Source organism: Vibrio sp. V01_P9A10T6, from assembly GCF_963877065.1.
Taxonomy (GTDB): Bacteria; Pseudomonadota; Gammaproteobacteria; order Enterobacterales; family Vibrionaceae; genus Vibrio; species Vibrio anguillarum.
The window spans coordinates 1-17105 of the sequence record NZ_CAWNTB010000193.1; the positions used below are offsets into that span (position 1 = coordinate 1).

Genomic DNA, 17105 nt, shown 5'->3' on the forward strand with positions numbered 1-17105 from the left:
GCTTTGTACAACACCAAATAGGGAAGGGTGCAAAAGCGTTGCGAGGTAAAGGGCCGTTATTATTGGTTTGGTCTCAACGTGTAGAAGGCGGTAAAAGCCTCGCTTTAAAAACTGAGCTAGCGATTAAAAAACTGACCAAATTGCAAAAAGAACAGTTGGTGGCAGGGCAAGAGAATTTTCATTTCTCTGTTAGCGGCATGGATGATTTTGGTGGCGATTAGGTTTGGTCAGCGGCATTATTCGCCAATTTCATGTGCAATGTAAAAAATTGTATTAACCTTGTTTAGGGAATAATAACAACAAGGTTGGTTGCAATATGAACAGTTACAACAAATGGTCAGTGGTCTCGTTGCTCTTTTTGGCTTGTGCTTCTGCACAAGCGGCGAACACGATAGCTGACGCACGTGGTAATGGAATGGGGAATACTGGCGTAACAACGGCCGATTATCTGCTAGCCCCATTCTATAATCCTGCTTTGGTGGCCGTGTATCGGAATAATGACACGTTTGGCGTGCTTTTCCCTGCGATAGGTGGTGCGGCTAGAGACCCAGACAAAAGCCTAAAATCCATTGATGACCTGCAAGATAGCATCAAAGCGTTTGAAAATTCCGGTACACCCAATCAAAGTGATATTGATAAACTCAATCAGTATTTAGACCAGCTTGCCGATGACAAACCTCTTGCAGCATCGGCGGGTATTGGTATGGCGATCGCAATTCCTCTCGATCTAGTTTCACTTAATATTTTTGCGCGTGGGCACGCGGAGGTGATTGCGCGTTCTGATATTGCGGCAAATACAGGCAGTAGCGGCACCGACGTTGAGAATCGTTATAAAAATTCAACCGTTGATCTGATTGCATTTGGTTACTCAGAATTTGGCCTAGCACTGGCCAAAATATACAACATTCGTGGCCAACAATTTTCATTTGGCATTACGCCTAAAATTCAACAATTAAGAACCTATAAGCAAAATGTTTCGGTAAAAGAATTCGATCTTGCTGATTATGACAAAAGCGAAACGAACGATAATGCCTTCAATCTTGATTTAGGGGCTGTGTGGTTAATTAACGATTTTCGAGTGGGTGTTGCGGTAAAGGATCTTTTTGCTCAAGAATTAAAAACCATTGATGGTTTAAGCTCATATGATTTGGATACGCAAGTCACAATCTCGGGTGGATATGTCACTGAGTTTTTCACTGCTGCAATCGATTTAGATGCAACAAAGCAGAGTCGTTTCCAAGACCAAAAAGATGATACACAATACTTACGCTTTGGCTTAGAAGGTAATGCTTGGGGATGGGCACAGCTTCGTGCGGGTTATGAAATCGATTTAGAAGACACTTTGGACAACGCCGTGACGTTTGGCATTGGCATCAGCCCCGGAGATCTTGTCAGTTTCGATCTTGCAGGAAACTATGCTGGAGATAATCAATTTGGCATTTCTGGAAATTTAGCTTTCACCTTTTAAGTATAGGAAAGCATTCTGATGCTTTTGTTTAGTAAATGAGCGGTTATGAGTGCAAGTCAGCTTTTTTAGTGGTTTGCACTATCATTTATGAGGAACATACTTAATAATCAAGATGATATACGGGCTACTTGTTTGATCCTTCATTGGGTAGTCCGAGAATATGATGAGTGCGAAATCAGCCATTGTGTGTCATTAAATCCAGAAGTTAATGTAACGAGAATGCCATGAGAAAAATCCTGCTCCTTTCATTTGTATTCAGTGTCAGTTTGGCAGCCTCCACTCAGGCTGCAGCGCAAGTTTTAAATAGCTATTGGCGATATCAAGAGTTTTTAGATCTTAATCCTGCGCAACAGGCTCTTACCGACCAGATGATACAGGCAGTGCGTCAACCTCCTGTTTTACTCTCAATAGAGCAAGATAAACCTATTCATATTTCTGTTGTTTATCCAGGTCAACAAGTTTCCGATTATTGGGCGCGCAATATTAAAGCCTTTGAGATGCGTTTAGACGAACTGGGGATTAGATACCAAATTAACCAAGTCTTCACTCGTCCGAATGTCGATATTCGCCAACAAAGTTTATCGTTGATGGAAGCGATCAGAAACAAATCCGATTACTTGGTGTTTACGCTTGATACCATCCGCCACCGTAAATTTATCGAGCAGTTGTTAAGTTCAAATCAAACCAAAATTATTCTGCAAAATATCACTACGCCAGTAAAAAGTTGGGGAGATCGCCAGCCTTTTATGTATGTGGGGTTTGATCATGAAATTGGCACAATGAAACTGGTGGATTACTACAAAAAGTCGGCGCCAAAGAATAGTGCTTATTCCGTACTCTATTATTCTGAAGGCTATGTTAGCGATGCACGCGGCGATAGTTTTATCCAAGAAATGAGTCGAGACAGCAAATATCACTTGGCCTCTTCGTTTTATACAAAAGCGACACGAGATAGTGCGTTTGATGCAACTTTGCGTATTCTTAAACAAACACCAGATATTAATTTTATTTACGCATGCTCTACTGATGTTGCACTCGGTGCCATGGATGCGTTGCAGCAGCAAAATAGAGAAGATATTACGTTAAACGGCTGGGGCGGTGGTGAGGCTGAATTGGACGCGCTGCAAAATAGCACACTTGATGTGACTATTATGCGTGTCAATGATGATGCCGGTGTTGCTATGGCGGAAGCCATTAAGTGGGATCTTGAAGGAAAGCCGGTACCTACGGTTTACTCTGGTGATTTTGAGTTGGTAACCAAAGAGGTCTCTTCAGCGTATATTGAAAAGCTCAAAAAACGAGCATTTCGTTACTCTGACCATTGATATATCGAGTCATTAATGAGTTTAAGGTCAAGCACCGTCAAGAAAAAACAAAAGATAGCTACCGTGATCACCAAATCAATGATTGCGGTGATTGGCGCATTGACGCTCAGCGTTTTATTTCAAAGTTATCAGATCAGTAGCAAAATCATTGCTCAAGAAGTGCAACGTACGGCTTCTCAAACCTCTAGTCTCATCCAGAACCTCTTTAACTTCCGTCTTTCATTACTGCAGATAAACCAAGATAGCAGCGCAAAAAATGCAGGTTTAGTTAAAGCAATTCGTAAGGGCGATAATGACAGCATTGATCAGTTCTTTTTTGGAGTTGACCAGCTAGAAGTAGCCAACACGCCTGACATTCGTTTCATTTCTGATTCTGACAGCCTGATGTGGGAAGATGGCAATGCTCAGTTTTATGGTATTGAACAAAACGAGCTGGTGAACATGTCTCGTAAAGTCGCGTTAAGTAATAACTGGCATATGATCAAATCGCCCTCTCAATTGGGCTATGCCTACCTAATGGTCAGACGTACTCCCGTTATTGACTCGCAGTCCGGAGAGGTGATTGGTTTTTTGCATCTTGCTACCGTACTTAACAACAATTACGTGCTGGCAGAAACATTACGTGAAGGGAGTAACTCAGAAAATCTCGTGATGACGACGGGTGAAAAGGTCTTAGCCTCAACAATTAATGGTGATGAGACCTACACGGAACGTGATGTTTTAGAAGATAATTTTGACGCCTATAGTTTTGCCGATTACATGGTAAGCCGTACCGCGTTAACCATAGAAGGCGTACCAATTTATATTAACGTCCTCAGTGTGCAGAGCAATGAGAACGTATTGCAATTACGTGAAAATTATTTTTTTTGGATGATTTTTGCCCTTTTTGCGATGGTGATAGTCTCTATTTTGACACGTTGGTGGTTACAGCAGCGAGTGAAAAATGAAATCAATAGCTTGATGAATTACACTCACAAAGCGGCTGAAGCTGGGAGTTATGAGCTTTTTTCTGGTTCTAAAATCTATGAATTTGATCACTTCGGCAGAACGCTAGAACACACATTTCAACGTTTATCTGAGCAAGAAAAACAATTTGAAGATCTGTTCAATTTTTCACTTTCGCCCATCATAGTATGGAGTATCGACGGTGATATCATCAAAATGAACCCATCAGCAAAGAAATATTTCATGCGTCGCAATGATCAACAGCAATGCATTCTTGATGCATTAAAGCAAGAACTGCAGCCAAAGATACGCCTTGCGGTTGAACAAGAAACGTTCCGAGAGATAAACGTTGAAGTTGGCAATAAGGTTTTTCGCTGGAATTTATCCCCCATTATTTTTGAGCAGAGAATTGAGTCAATCATCACTCAAGGGCAAGATATTACGACAATCGCCGAGGCGGCCAAACAGAGCCGACTCGCAAGGCAAGAAGCGGAAGAGTCGGCGCGTATTCGTGCTGAATTTCTTGCAAAAATGAGCCATGAGCTGAGAACACCATTGAATGGAATTTTAGGCGTTTCTCAATTACTTAAGCGTGAAATTAGTGACCATGAGCAACTTGAACAAGTGAATGTGTTATGCAGTAGTGGTGAACATTTATTGGCGGTGCTGAATGATATCCTTGATTTTTCCAAGATAGAGCAGGGACAGTTTAGAATTCAAGAGTCTGACTTTAAGCTGGTTGAGGTCATCTCTGCCGTGGAAAGTATCTATCGGCCATTATGTGCCGAAAAAGAGATTGAGTTCAGCCTAAAGAGCAATATTCCGCCTGATATGATGATCCATAGCGATCAAGTTCGCCTGAACCAAATTCTGTTTAATTTATTAAATAATGCGACTAAGTTTACCCATCATGGGTTAATTAGCATTGAGTTCCAGCAAAAGAATAGCAGCCATCTGTTGATTTCGATTAGCGATACAGGTATCGGCATCAGAGAGCAAGATCTCGCGCTTATTTTTGAGCCTTTTACTCAAGTAGAATCAAACACCACACGAGAATACGGCGGTAGCGGTTTGGGGCTTGCGATTGTCAAAAGCTTAATTGAGATGCTTGGTGGTGCTGTAAACGTGAAAAGCCAATTTGGGGTAGGTACTACATTTTCTGTTGAACTCCCTCTTGTTGCCGTCAGTGACTGCGGGAAGGATATACCATCTTATGAGCGTGCGCCGCCACATGAAATGTTTGAAAAACCAATCAAAGTGTTGCTAGTCGAAGATAATCATACCAACGCTTTTATTGCTCAAGCATTTTGCAAAAAATACGGTATGGAAGTGACAAGAGTAGAGGATGGTCTACAGGCGATTGATTATTTGAAAGATCATCCAGTGGATCTTATCTTAATGGATAACCAGTTGCCTTACTTAGGCGGGGTTGAAACAACCCATTTAATCAAACACGAGATGATGATGGATGTACCCATTTATGCGTGTACAGCTGATGGCATGCAATCGACTAACGAAGCATTTATGGCCGCAGGTGCAGAGTATGTGATAGTTAAACCTATCAAAGAGAAAGCATTGCATGAGGCTTTTTGTCACTTCCAAAAACGGCAGAAATAAAGCACCGCGCAACATTCTTATACGCTACCAGCCATAAAAGCGCGTTCTAATATTTCTTTTTTCAATGCAGCTGTCATTGCAATTGATTCAAGAAATTTAACGCCTACTAACATTCCTTTACCTTGTTGACGCACACTGACGATTTGGCAAGCGAGATCTTGTGGTAGAAGTGGGGAGAGTGTGGACTTTATCTCAATAAACATATCTTTTTCTAAATGGTGCAAGCCAGGAATAAATAGCGCGCAGCCAGAAATAGAAAAGTCGATCAATTTCCCTTTAAATTGATGCTCTCCTTCATGCATAACGGCTGGCAAAGAGAGTTTATAGCGCTCGTGCTCACGGATTGGTTTGGTCACAAAGTGCTTAGGAAACTTGATAAACAGTAATCCGAACGGTTTAGAAATACTACGAATAATCGAGGTTTTGAACGCGAGTATATGACCTAATTCAGTGTCACAAATCCCACGCAAAATGATTTGGATATTAACTATTTTTCGCATCACCAAGTCTTCACGAGCTTTAACGGGCATATCGATCAGTACGTATCTTTCACGTTTGCATCCGACAATTGTCGTTGAAAAGCTGTAAGAATCCTCAGGTCCGAATTCAATAGTGACGAGGATTTTCATGCATGGCTTAAGGAGTTTGATGAGATCGTCGCTGTTAGTATTCGGAATTGGCATTGAGTGGCATCGTCGTTACGGAAATATAGCTTTACTATACCCCGTGATTTTTACGTCACCTACTAAGAAAAAGTAAAAAACTCTCAGAAGATCATGTTTCTAAGAGCTTTTCTCAAGTTTAATTCTAGTGGCTACATCTTGTGTTAAGCACTGATGCGTTGACATTCACAAGTTGATGATTGGTCGATATAATCATTTAACTGATCAATTTGTTCAGTGTTAAATGTTAAGCCGAGTTTACTTCTGCGCCATAGGATATCTTCACATGAAGAAGCAAATTCATAATGTAAGAGATAATCGACTTCGCATTGATAGAGCCCAAACGCAAAATGTTTACCCAGATCAGCACTACTTTGCACATTATCGAGCATCACCGAAGCTCGGCTACCATAATTAGTGATCCAGCGGTTAATGGTCGCTTTATCAAGATCTGGGAAGCGCTGCTCAAGCTGCTGTTTGAGCTGTGCTGGATAAAAGGCTTCTCCACCAGGCAGTGGTTTGTTTGCGGTCCAACTGTCAGACATTTGATTAAAAAATGGTTTTAATTGACCCATAGCAGATTCAGCTAACTTGCGATAAGTGGTTAACTTTCCACCAAAAATAGAAAGTAGTGGCGCATTATCAGCTTGTTGATCCAATGAGAGTGTATAGTCCCGAGTAATGGCTTGTGGTGAGTCAGACTCGTCATCACACAGCGGGCGTACACCGCTGAAGTCAGCCACAATATCATCTAATGTGACCTGATGGATAAAGTGCTTATTCACCACATTCAATAAGTACTGTTTTTCTTCGACGCTAATTTTCACTTGACGAGGATCACCTCGGTATTCGACATCGGTGGTGCCGATCATTGAATAGTGATCAAGATAGGGGATCACAAAGACGATCCGTTTATCTTCGTTTTGTAAAATATACGCCTGCTCTTCATCGTGAATTTTCGGCACGATAATATGTGATCCTTTGATAAGCCGGATACCGTAGGGAGAAGTAATTTCAATCTGCTCATCAATGAACTGTTTAACCCAAGGACCGGTTGCGTTGACAAGCGCGTGACTGCGGCGAGTAAAACGAGTTTGTGTTTTTTCATCAAACAAAGTCACATGCCATAACTCGTCAACACGACGAGCTGATTCAACGCGGCAATAGTTTTTTACTTCGGAACCGAGTTCACGTGCTTGCATCGCATTCAGTATCACTAAACGAGCATCATCGACCCAGCAGTCTGAGTATTCGAAACCCATTTTCATCTCATTTTTAGTCACCACACCCGCGTTAAGGGCTATTTTTTTGCTGGCAGGTAGTGAGGTGCGTTTGCCTAAATGGTCATAAAGAAAAAGTCCGGCACGAATCATCCAAGCAGGTCTTAGAAAAGGGCGGTGTGGTAGACGAAATCGCATTGGTTTTGCAATGTGAGGTGCTTTGCGCAACAGTACTTCGCGTTCAGCCAATGACTCACCGACTAAACGAAATTCATAATGTTCTAGGTATCTCAACCCACCATGAATTAATTTTGAGCTCGCAGAAGAGGTAGCGCTAGCAAAGTCTTTTGCTTCATACAGGCCAACTTTCAGCCCGCGGCCAGCAGCATCTACGGCGATGCCTGCCCCATTGATACCGCCACCGACAACAATAATGTCGAGCACATTGTTTTCGGCTTCAATCGAGTTGCAAACAGAATGGTTGTTCATTGAGCGTACCTATTTCGTTTTTGTTCTGTAATGTTCGTATGAAACCATTTTTTAGTCGAAATAGTTAGTTTTTTGTTTTTTTATTTTGATCTCGATCATTATTTTCTAATGCATATGCTCACTTAACCAATAAAAAAGGCGTTACGTGAATACGTAGCGCCTTTTTTATTGTGAGAGGCAATACCTTAACGAGCGAGTTTGCGATGGGCGCGTGAAAAATGGCCAGCGCAGAACGCACCGACAATAGAAAGTTCACCAGCCAGACAGAGTGATGCTGCCACTTCGGCTAACGCTTGCGAATGACCAGTACCGTGCAGACCGAGAATATCCAAACATGCCTTTTGACTCGGTAACCCTGTACCGCCACCAACGGTCCCTAACATTAAATTGGGTAAGGTTACACTGGCGTACAAACCACCATTTTTGTCCACTTCCATGCGTGTCATACCAATTGCCGATTCAGCAACGCAAGCGGCGTCTTGCCCACAGGCAATATACAAAGCAGCGAGTGCATTAGCGTAATGCGCGTTAATGCCTATCGCGCCGCTTAATGCTCCACCAACAGTCGTCATTTGGCCAAATTGCATCATAGACTGTGGCGTCGTATGCAGATGTTTATGGATGAGTTCGGCAGATAAATGCACCTCGGCAGTCACTTTTTTTCCTCTCACACTACGCAGTGTTTGGCTAGTGGCTTTTTTATCACCCGATAGGTTGCCATCAAGGAATGCGTATTCAGGCTGCACAGGAGTATTCGCCAGAATGGTTTGGAACACGGCATTGGTGGCAATAGTGACCATGTTTTGCCCTGATGCATCGCCGGTTAAAAACTCAAACACGAGGTAGACATGGTTCCCTTCAATATTGACATTAATGTCTGACAGTTTTCCGTGTGCTGTCGTGTTTTCTGCAACTTGTTTAAAGTGGTCATATTGAGTCACTATCCACGCCACAAACTGCCCAGCTTCGATTAAGTTATAAAATGCAAAGCCTGGCGTGCGAGTAACGCCTTCATTTAACAACATGGCGCTTGCACCTCCTGCCGCAGTAAGCAGTTTTGCACCACGATGATAAGAGGCAACCAAGGCGGCTTCGGTTGTAGCTAGCGGGACGAGATAATCACCTTCGGCAAACAGTCCGTTGACTCGTAATGGCCCTGCGATCCCAACTGGAACTTTGACTGTGCCAATAAAATGCTCAATATTTTTGTGGTAGCTGAGCATATCTTGCTCTGTTGAGTCATCTAAAAGCGCACTTTTGTTCGTTCGCGTGTTAAGTACTTGCCAACGGCGTTCTACATTTTTTGCGGTTAAATACGGACTTGGTGTTAATTTGAGCGTTGGAGAAGTGAGCTTGGGTTGGAGTATTTGCTCTAGCTGCTGGGCTGATATATCACCACCCAAAATAGAAACATAATCTCTTCGATGCAGGTTTAGCTTAGGCATAGCGAATCATGGTAAAGAATTTGCGGGCATTGTACTCACCATGCACATAAACACAATATTTGCTTGTGTTGCAAGTTGTGTGAAGAGTTAGGCTTGGATATCCAATATTGAACCCAGCATGTCTTGATCTCGTTGGATAATATTGGTGCCAATGCGGTTGTATTGTGTAGCTTGGTTCAATTTTAGTAGGCTATCAATTTCTTCAGGTTTTTCTTCAGCTTTAGCAACAACTTTATCAAACTCAACTTTATTAAAAGCAAGCGCTTTGTCCGCTTTATCAACAGGAGAGATGTCTTTTTCCATATTGAGCTCTCGAGCCGCATCCTCAGCCATTTTATTTGACTGATTGATCAGTTGATAGCCAGAATGAACACCAGATATAGACATAAGCTTACCCTCGTCGATGTCTAAAGTTTAGGCTCCGTTTACTTTTTGCACAAGAAGAAATTCGTGACTAGGAAAAGAGGCTCGAAAGCACATTCAGCTCATCATCAGTGAGTAAATTATTCGATTCATTTTCCAAAGAGTGCTTTATCTCGCCTTGTAATAAACGCAGTTGTTGAGGTGTTAAATGCTGTAATTGTGATTTTAAAGACTCAAATTGATTATGCGTCATCGACTCATGCCTCAGTAAAAAATGCGCTGCCTTCTCACCGCGGTAAGTTTGATGTCCTTTCATGGCCTTACACCTGTAAGAAAATACTTAATCTGAGATTATTCTCGACGTGGCGATTTTTTGTCCGAAAAATGTCAAGTTATAACAAGAGAAAGGTGAGAGTAGCCCGAAATTGAGCCGCTCTCATTATTACGACAATTGCTAGTTTACACGGACGGCAAACTTACTGGCGAGAGAGTGAAGCTCAGGTAGCATGCGATAAATAAGGTGCAGCTGTTGTAAGACCATTCTTACCGAGCTTTCATCTTCTTCACGCCATTCGGCTAAGCGTTTCTCTAAGCCTGCATCGTCAATGTCGCTGGTATCGCATTCATCACAATGTTCATAAAGTTGTTTGTGCAACACCTCTAGGTGTTGGTGGATCACTCGGTGAGTTTCAAGTACCAGTTGGTGCGTTGCTTCATCTTCGATGCGTGTCCGATGGGCTCCAAGAGCAGAGATATAGCTGAGCAGTGCATGGTTCAGTGTCAGAAAACGGAAACTTTCATCGATTGCCGCGCGATATTTACCCGGTTCTGCCAGCATATTACTGATCGCTGCGGTTAAATTTGCGTCTTGGTTGTGGGCATTGCGCCGTGAGATGCGATAGCTCAAGTTGTCTTTTTTACCGATGCGGTACTGACCAATAATCTGTCCTAAATAGGCTTTGTTGGCATCGATCGCATCCGCCATGACTTTATGTAATCGTTTTGATTGCCAGTCAGGGAGGATCAGCACTACCGCTGCGACGGCCAATGCGCAGCCAATCAGAGTATCGGCAAGCCGAGGCAGTACCACGGCGTAACCTTCACCCAATTGATTAAAGCAAAACAGCACTAAAAGAGTAATAAAGCCAGTCGCATAGCCGTAGTTGTTTAGTCTAAAGGCGAAAAACATCACACCTGATAGTACGATAAAGACCAATTGGCTTTCTGGCGATGGGAACAAGGTTAATAGCAGCACGCCTAAAAACAGCCCCGATAACGTGCCAATGATTCGGGCCGTCAGTTTTTGCCGAGTGGCTGAGTAGTTTGGCTGACAAACAAACAGTGTCGTGAGTAAAATCCAATAGCCTCGTTCAATACCAAAACCTTGGATGATTCCGTAACCGATAGTGAGTGCGATAGACATACGCAGCGCATGACGAAATAGCATGGAATCTTTATGCAGATTTGCCTTCACCCGTAACCACATGGCTTTAAGAGTGTGGGCTTCTGTATCATACAACATACCCTCTTCGAGCTTGTTAGCATCAGGGTTGTTAACGTTATTGAGTTGCTTTTCTACTGTTGCTAAGTTATTGAAAAGATAACCTAATTGCGCTAATGACACCCGCCAGTCAGGGCGTTGTTGTTCTTGTAGATAGTTTAATGAGCTTTGCAATTCATCCAGCGCCATGATTGACTCTGAATGGTGCTGATAGCTTCGCCCTAACTGAATCGATTGGGCTATTTCACGGCAGGCTTTAGCCTGTGTTTCTAATAAATGTTTAAAGCGAAACAGCACATCTGAGCGGCCAAAGTGTTCGGCAAGCTCTTGATAGCGATAATGACTTGAATTGACACGTTCATGGATATCTTGTGCCATAAAATAGATGTTGAGAAATCGGTCACTGGCACCATCAATATGGCCTCTTTTTGAACGACTCAACAAAGTGGCTTTACATTGATTGAGTGCGGTAACCGTTGCCGCGTTTAAATTGGCTTCAGCAATTCGATATGGCTGAGGGACTAAGTTCGATACGGGATGGAAGAGATGGCTTTTGGACTCAAGATAATTGGCCAATTGCAAAAAAACATTCGCTAAGCTTTGCTGTACTGGTTGCATTGGCCAAAACATATGCCAAATCATCGACATGAAGTAATACCAAGCGGCACCCGTCAGGAGCAAAACGGGTTGAAACCACAAATTCACGCTTTGGTGTGCACCCAACATGGTGTAGATGGCGATAAGTAAGGAGCCAAAGGCGATGCTGGCATAACGTGGGCCAATTGCGCCAAGAATGATAAAACCAAACGAGGAGATGAATAACCCAATCGCAAACAGTGGCGGGGTATGGAAAAGCAGTTCGATAGAAAATGCAGCGATAGCAAAGCAGATAAATGTCAGAGTGAGGGATTTTAACCGTCCACTGAAACTATCATCACTTTCAGCCAGTGCTGCGGCAATCACGCCAAGGATCAGTGGCGTAATCCAAGTATTGAGGTTGTAGTGCCACGCAGGAATGACCACACCTAATAGAGTGATCAAAATGAGAATGCTGTAATTGACAGTTTTATTCGCCCAATAAAGGCGAATTTTGCTAGAGAGCGGCACGATACTTCAACATCCAAAAAGAAAACCATAGTGTAGCAGAAGCGTTGATTAACACTCTGATCAAGATAAAGAAAAACGTCTACTTGATTACAAAATCAACAACAGTAATCTTGACATTAATTTTTCAATGCCCACTGTGATTGGTATATCATATTCACATTCTTATAAAAGAGCATAAAACCATGCAGCTGAGCGCAAATAAGCCTGCACAATTTTTCATTCAAGACGAATATAACCAAGTTGAACTTGACCAACAGCGTTTGATTATCTCCTCGGCTGTCAGCGAAGAGCGGATCCCGTTCACGGTTTGGAACGGTAAAGTCCGTGTTAAGCGTGGTTTGTTTTGGGGAGCATTGCAGTTTTTTGCGCATGAAGATGAAGGCGTTCAGCAATCATGGTTGGTGCAAGGTTTGCCTTGGCCCGAATGCCGACAGTTTGCCCATACGGCGGTAGCGGCTTATCAACAATGGCACAATCGTCAATGTGTGCAGTTGAGTCAGTATCTGCCTCGCTGGGAGCAAGAGCTCAATCGCTTGAAGCGTTTACCCTCTTTTTTGCCGCACTCCTTATTAGATGTTTGGGCTTTGCAAGTGGAAGCTGATTTTTCGACGATGGACATGAAATTAGCCGAAGCACGTCAACGGTTACCTGATGCTATTGCTCAGCTCTCGCCTTGGCTTACGGATCGCTCGGCGTCCCTTGCCCAGCGAAATCAACACTGGCTTGAATTGGAACGTCAAAACTGGGAAGTCTTATTCTCTCAAGTCGAAAGTTCTCCCCTTAATCTATCGCAGCAACACGCAGTGCTACTCAATGATGATCACAACCTCATCCTAGCGGGTGCAGGTTCGGGCAAAACCAGCGTTTTGACGGCGCGTGTTGCGTATCTACTCCAAAGTCACCTTGCACAGGCCCACGAAATTCTACTGGTGGCTTTTGGTCGCGATGCGTCGAAAGAGATGGAACAGCGATTAGATAGCAAAATCGGCATGGCGGCGGAACACGTTCGCGTTAATACCTTCCATCAGTTAGGGCTGAAAATTTTAAACGAGGTCGAAGGGCGAGAAGCGATCATTTCGCCTGTAGCTCTAGACAGTAACTTAAAGTTGGCATGGTGTATTGATTGGTTGAAGAAACATTGGATGACGCCGACCAATTTTAAGCGTTGGCAGAAGCATTTATCTAAATGGCCAATTGCTTATTTAGCTGGTGATGATGAACTGGGCAGCCATGTTGAAAACCCAAAGTTGATTGCATGGTTGGAAAAGCAGCTTGAGCAACTGGCTATGCTTGGTCTTGGGAAAAAGGAGCTGCAACAACGTTTGATTGACCATCCAGACTATTCAAGGCTGAACAGTGAGCTCTCTTTGTGCTGGCCATGTTACCAAGCTTGGTTACAAATGCTCAAAGAGCAAAATCAAATCGATTTTAATATGATGATCAGCCGCGCAACGGAATACGTTGAAAAGGGTAAATTTAAATCGAATTGGAAATTCATCATGATCGATGAATACCAAGATATTTCACCACAGCGATTGGCGTTGATCCAATCTTTGTGTGAGCAGCAGCCAGGAGCGTGTAACTTGTTTGCAGTGGGTGATGATTGGCAGTCAATCTATCAATTTGCTGGTTCTGACGTTGATCTTACGACTGGGTTTAGTGAACGCTTCCCACACTCGACGGTTCATCATCTGGATACGACTTATCGTTTTAATGATCAGTTGGGTGCGGTGGCTAACCAGTTTATTCAAGCCAATCCGAATCAGTTACCAAAAACACTTAACAGCTTCAAGCAGCAAAAACAAAAATCAGTTTTTATTGCACCAAGCAACAACATTGAAAAGATCTTGGATCAACTCAATCGCCAAGCGAATAGTACACAATCTGTGCTATTGCTTGGACGAAACCATTACCATAAACCAGAGCTGCTTAACGACTGGAAAAAGCATTACCGCTCACTCAATATAGAATTTATGACTTGTCACGCCAGTAAAGGTAAAGAAGCCGATTTTGTGATTGTGCTCGGTGTTGATGAGGGGCAGTTTCCGGCTCGAGTGAAAGCGCTGCATATCGATAGTGCATTGAGCCAATCGAATGATGATTTCCCCTATGCCGAAGAGCGCCGTTTATTCTACGTTGCAATGACCCGCGCTAAAGAGAAAGTGTGGATCACGCACTCGGGCAGTGGCTCGGTTTTTGTTCGCGAATTGCTATCAGGGGATTACCCAGTGGTGAAGCAAAAATAACGCATCCTTTGAAAGGGGATGCGTTCACGCAGGCGATCAAGTTGTTTTATGTGGTGATTTGGATGTTGACTGTGTGTCTCTTTGCGTATGTAAAGGTTATAAGTTACATGCGTTCAGCTAGATAAGCTTGGTAATCAGGGATCTCGATATCGACTTCTTGCTCTATCAACTGTGAAGAGAACAAAAATTTAGCACTGGCGCGGTTTGTGGCAACTGGAATGTTCCAAACGCTGGCAATTCGTAGCAGAGCTTTTACATCGGGATCATGCGGTACGGCATTGAGTGGGTCCCAGAAGAAGATCAACACATCAATTTTGCCTTCAGAAATCAACGCGCCAATTTGTTGGTCGCCGCCCATCGGACCACTGATCATGCTTTTTATAGCAAGGCCAGTCTCTTTGCTGAGCATGTTGCCAGTGGTTCCTGTAGCGTATAAAAAATGGCGCTGTAGTTTTTCTTTATTTTCTTTTACCCAGCGAAGTAGTTCTGGTTTGCAGTTGTCGTGAGCGACGAGAGCGACATGCTTATGCGCAGGCATAGTCCGAGTCGTTGTTTGCATTGAAGAGTTCCTATGATTCAAATCAGTATGTTAAATAGCGAAATCGCCACTTTTATTCAATCTCTTTTACGCTAAAAGTCGGCCTATATTCAGATGGAGATAACGAATCTGCAATTATCTGCGGATTGAGTGACATAGGCGTTAAGGATTCGATAATCGGGGCGGCTTTTTTTTCATAAGGTTGCTGATTGAAAAAAGCCGCAGCTTGTTGAATGGAAAGCCTGCCTTGCTCGACCATTTTATCCGTTGGCGCAAATTCGACTCGGCCACGCAGCAGCCCGCGGTAGACGCCATGACTTAAATAGGTTGCCACCAAACCGATGTGGTTTGTCATCCCTGAGGTTCTCAATTCGCTGATCGCCGCTTCAATCGCGACGGCGCTGCCCACAATATAGCGAAGGTCAGTTCGCTCCAGCGCTTGTTGTACTAAATTACGCTGTAGTTCTTTATCATTATCTGCCCATAGGCTTTCCACTACGTTGATATCGCTGTCTTGTATTGCGCGATAAAAACCTTGGCTAACGGGTTGAGTACCACCACTGGTTTTCGGGCCAAGTAGCAAAGCTATATTGGTTTTTCCACTGCCTTGTGGGTGCTTATCAGCAAGATATTTTCCCGCGTAGTATCCCATCCAATACCAATCGACACCCACTTGACCTTGTAGCCGCGCAGCCTGCTGTTGATTGAGAATGAGCTGATTAACCGTTGCAAACACAGGCGTAGAAGCGACGTATGTGCTTAAGTCCGTTGTGTAAAGATCCGGCGCAACAGTACCGAGAATGATCGCATCAGCGCCCCAACGAACGCACAATGAAAGCTGTTCTTTTTGTCGTTCATGATTAGGATAACCACCCGATTCTAACACGCGTAAATTCAACTTCTGTTTTCTCGCCTCGTCAACCATTCCATAGTTGACTGATAACCAATAGGAATCTTTGAGGTGAGGGTATAAAGCGCAGACTTTCTTATGGGGTTCGGCGAATGTTGTGTTGCTAACCAAGCTTAAAATCAGCAGTAAAAGCGTTGGGGAAATAAGGTTTAAGATCAATTGCATTCGCTATTCGTTGGCATAACGTGAGTAAACACTGCAAAATATAGCCCATTCCGTGTTGCTTAAGAAGTAATGTTTGAGGTTGGGTGCCATGTTGTTAGCCAAAGCCAGTATTGGCCGAAAATTAATGTTGTCCTTTTCGGCAATGGCCCTGCTCGTTTTGTTATCGGCGTTGATCGGTGTGTTTGGTTTTTCGCTGGTGGCTAAAACCGAACGTAATGTGGTGAATTCTGCCATTCCTTCGATGCTGGAAGCGCGTCAAGTGTCGGAGTTAAGCACACGAATCATTACGTCTGTGCAAATGTTAACCAACTCAAAAACAGAGCAAGAGCGCCAGCAGTATGGCAAAGCGCTTTTCGATCAGCTCCAATCTTTGCTTAATCACATCAAGCAGTTGGGAGCCGATTCTTTTGATTCAGAGCTGCTGACGCGCCTAGAAAATGATGTTCAAAGCGTTATCGATACACTGGCTCAGCTTGGTATTACGGTTGAGCGTAAGTTGTATCTGGCACATGACTTAAGTGTGCGAGTGGAAGAGATGCGACAACTGGCGCTGCAATTGGAAGAGCTGACGCGCACTCAAGTGCTCAATACCAGTACCATCGCAGTGGCGAATGTGACGCATATTTATGACTTGTTACAAGCCGATAAAACGTCACAAGCGTACAAAGCGTTAGACGCTTTAGTGGAAGTAGACCTCGATCTTTCAGAGCGCTTGCATGAGCTTCATTTGCTGGCGTTCAAAATGCTCAGCCACATCGAAGAGACACGCACGGTTACCGATGTTGAGCGAATCCAACAAATCCAAACAGAGTTTTTGCATAACCTCACCATCATGCAGCGCAGAGTACGCGCGGTAGAAGACCCGACGCGTTCGAAGCAAATGACAGAGCTGCTTAATGAGTTAGAAAAGCGCAAAGTGGTTTTTAGTGTTTTGCAGCAACGTTATGATAACGAGCAGGTCGCGAAATCGCTCACACAAAACACCTTAGTACAGTTTTCAGATCTCAATACTACCGTCAGCCGCTTAGTGGATGACTCCAATCGTACAACGACTCACGCTGTTGCGCAGCTCTCTACAACCTTGAACATGGCACAGTATACATT

14 protein-coding genes are annotated in these 17105 nt (G+C 43.5%); 6 read left to right on the plus strand and 8 right to left on the minus strand.

Features of this window, described 5'->3' with window-relative positions:
* The 4 genes from AACQ21_RS14895 to luxQ form a co-directional block, all read left to right on the plus strand.
* On the plus strand, positions 1-221 hold a 221-nt coding region (locus tag AACQ21_RS14895), incomplete at its 5' end, for a hypothetical protein (protein WP_105976560.1).
* A gap of 95 nt (positions 222-316) precedes the next feature.
* Complete coding sequence (locus AACQ21_RS14900; protein ID WP_105976561.1) at positions 317-1468, plus strand: conjugal transfer protein TraF; 1152 nt, start codon at positions 317-319, stop codon at positions 1466-1468.
* 224 nt (positions 1469-1692) lie between these two features.
* Positions 1693-2793 carry an autoinducer 2-binding periplasmic protein LuxP gene (locus tag AACQ21_RS14905; protein WP_105976562.1) on the plus strand — a complete coding sequence of 367 codons (1101 nt, stop codon included), beginning with the start codon at positions 1693-1695 and terminating at the stop codon, positions 2791-2793.
* Positions 2794-2808: 15 nt separating this feature from the next.
* Positions 2809-5355, plus strand: a complete 2547-nt coding sequence (luxQ, locus tag AACQ21_RS14910) for a quorum-sensing autoinducer 2 sensor kinase/phosphatase LuxQ (protein WP_105976563.1) — start codon at positions 2809-2811, stop codon at positions 5353-5355.
* Positions 5356-5372: 17 nt separating this feature from the next.
* Here the strand turns inward: luxQ and AACQ21_RS14915 are convergent, their stop codons facing one another.
* The 6 genes from AACQ21_RS14915 to yccS form a co-directional block, all read right to left on the minus strand.
* Positions 5373-6038 (minus strand): PilZ domain-containing protein, encoded by a 666-nt coding sequence (locus tag AACQ21_RS14915; RefSeq protein ID WP_019282225.1) that lies wholly within the window; start codon positions 6036-6038, stop codon positions 5373-5375.
* 143 nt (positions 6039-6181) lie between these two features.
* Complete coding sequence (glpD, locus tag AACQ21_RS14920) at positions 6182-7726, minus strand: glycerol-3-phosphate dehydrogenase (RefSeq protein ID WP_105976564.1); 1545 nt, start codon at positions 7724-7726, stop codon at positions 6182-6184.
* A 185-nt stretch (positions 7727-7911) separates the two neighbouring features.
* A complete protein-coding gene (locus tag AACQ21_RS14925) occupies positions 7912-9171 on the minus strand; it encodes a hydroxymethylglutaryl-CoA reductase (RefSeq protein ID WP_105976565.1) in 1260 nt (419 codons plus the stop codon).
* A gap of 87 nt (positions 9172-9258) precedes the next feature.
* On the minus strand, positions 9259-9558 hold the full coding sequence (locus tag AACQ21_RS14930) for a hypothetical protein (RefSeq protein WP_013867906.1): 300 nt from the start codon (positions 9556-9558) through the stop codon (positions 9259-9261).
* A gap of 67 nt (positions 9559-9625) precedes the next feature.
* Entirely contained in the window at positions 9626-9850 is a 225-nt protein-coding gene (locus AACQ21_RS14935) for a hypothetical protein (RefSeq protein ID WP_013867905.1), read from the minus strand.
* A gap of 138 nt (positions 9851-9988) precedes the next feature.
* Positions 9989-12142, minus strand: a complete 2154-nt coding sequence (yccS, locus tag AACQ21_RS14940) for a YccS family putative transporter (protein ID WP_094131650.1) — start codon at positions 12140-12142, stop codon at positions 9989-9991.
* 182 nt (positions 12143-12324) lie between these two features.
* Here yccS and helD point away from each other — a divergent pair, with 182 nt between their 5' ends.
* A complete protein-coding gene (helD, locus tag AACQ21_RS14945; protein ID WP_105976566.1) occupies positions 12325-14388 on the plus strand; it encodes a DNA helicase IV in 2064 nt (687 codons plus the stop codon).
* Between the two features lie 103 nt (positions 14389-14491).
* Here the strand turns inward: helD and AACQ21_RS14950 are convergent, their stop codons facing one another.
* Both AACQ21_RS14950 and torT read right to left on the minus strand, forming a co-directional pair.
* The gene (locus AACQ21_RS14950; protein WP_026027464.1) at positions 14492-14947 is read right to left on the minus strand and encodes a methylglyoxal synthase; all 456 of its coding nucleotides are present in this window, start codon (positions 14945-14947) and stop codon (positions 14492-14494) included.
* A 52-nt stretch (positions 14948-14999) separates the two neighbouring features.
* Positions 15000-16001 (minus strand): TMAO reductase system periplasmic protein TorT, encoded by a 1002-nt coding sequence (gene torT / locus AACQ21_RS14955; protein WP_096037118.1) that lies wholly within the window; start codon positions 15999-16001, stop codon positions 15000-15002.
* 88 nt (positions 16002-16089) lie between these two features.
* On the opposite strand from torT, the gene AACQ21_RS14960 reads away from it, so the two are divergent.
* Positions 16090-17105: MCP four helix bundle domain-containing protein (locus AACQ21_RS14960; RefSeq protein WP_258174179.1), on the plus strand; the 1016-nt coding region annotated here is incomplete at its 3' end.

Excerpts from the sequence above, each read along its gene's own strand:
- AACQ21_RS14900 (WP_105976561.1), top strand. The coding sequence starts at position 317 with ATGAACAGTTACAACAAATGGTCAGTGGTCTCGTTGCTCTTTTTGGCT.
- AACQ21_RS14905 (WP_105976562.1), top strand. The coding sequence starts at position 1,693 with ATGAGAAAAATCCTGCTCCTTTCATTTGTATTCAGTGTCAGTTTGGCA.
- luxQ (WP_105976563.1), top strand. The coding sequence starts at position 2,809 with ATGAGTTTAAGGTCAAGCACCGTCAAGAAAAAACAAAAGATAGCTACC.
- AACQ21_RS14915 (WP_019282225.1), bottom strand. The coding sequence starts at position 6,038 with ATGCCAATTCCGAATACTAACAGCGACGATCTCATCAAACTCCTTAAG.
- glpD (WP_105976564.1), bottom strand. The coding sequence starts at position 7,726 with ATGAACAACCATTCTGTTTGCAACTCGATTGAAGCCGAAAACAATGTG.
- AACQ21_RS14925 (WP_105976565.1), bottom strand. The coding sequence starts at position 9,171 with ATGCCTAAGCTAAACCTGCATCGAAGAGATTATGTTTCTATTTTGGGT.
- AACQ21_RS14930 (WP_013867906.1), bottom strand. The coding sequence starts at position 9,558 with ATGTCTATATCTGGTGTTCATTCTGGCTATCAACTGATCAATCAGTCA.
- AACQ21_RS14935 (WP_013867905.1), bottom strand. The coding sequence starts at position 9,850 with ATGAAAGGACATCAAACTTACCGCGGTGAGAAGGCAGCGCATTTTTTA.
- helD (WP_105976566.1), top strand. The coding sequence starts at position 12,325 with ATGCAGCTGAGCGCAAATAAGCCTGCACAATTTTTCATTCAAGACGAA.
- AACQ21_RS14950 (WP_026027464.1), bottom strand. The coding sequence starts at position 14,947 with ATGCAAACAACGACTCGGACTATGCCTGCGCATAAGCATGTCGCTCTC.
- torT (WP_096037118.1), bottom strand. The coding sequence starts at position 16,001 with ATGCAATTGATCTTAAACCTTATTTCCCCAACGCTTTTACTGCTGATT.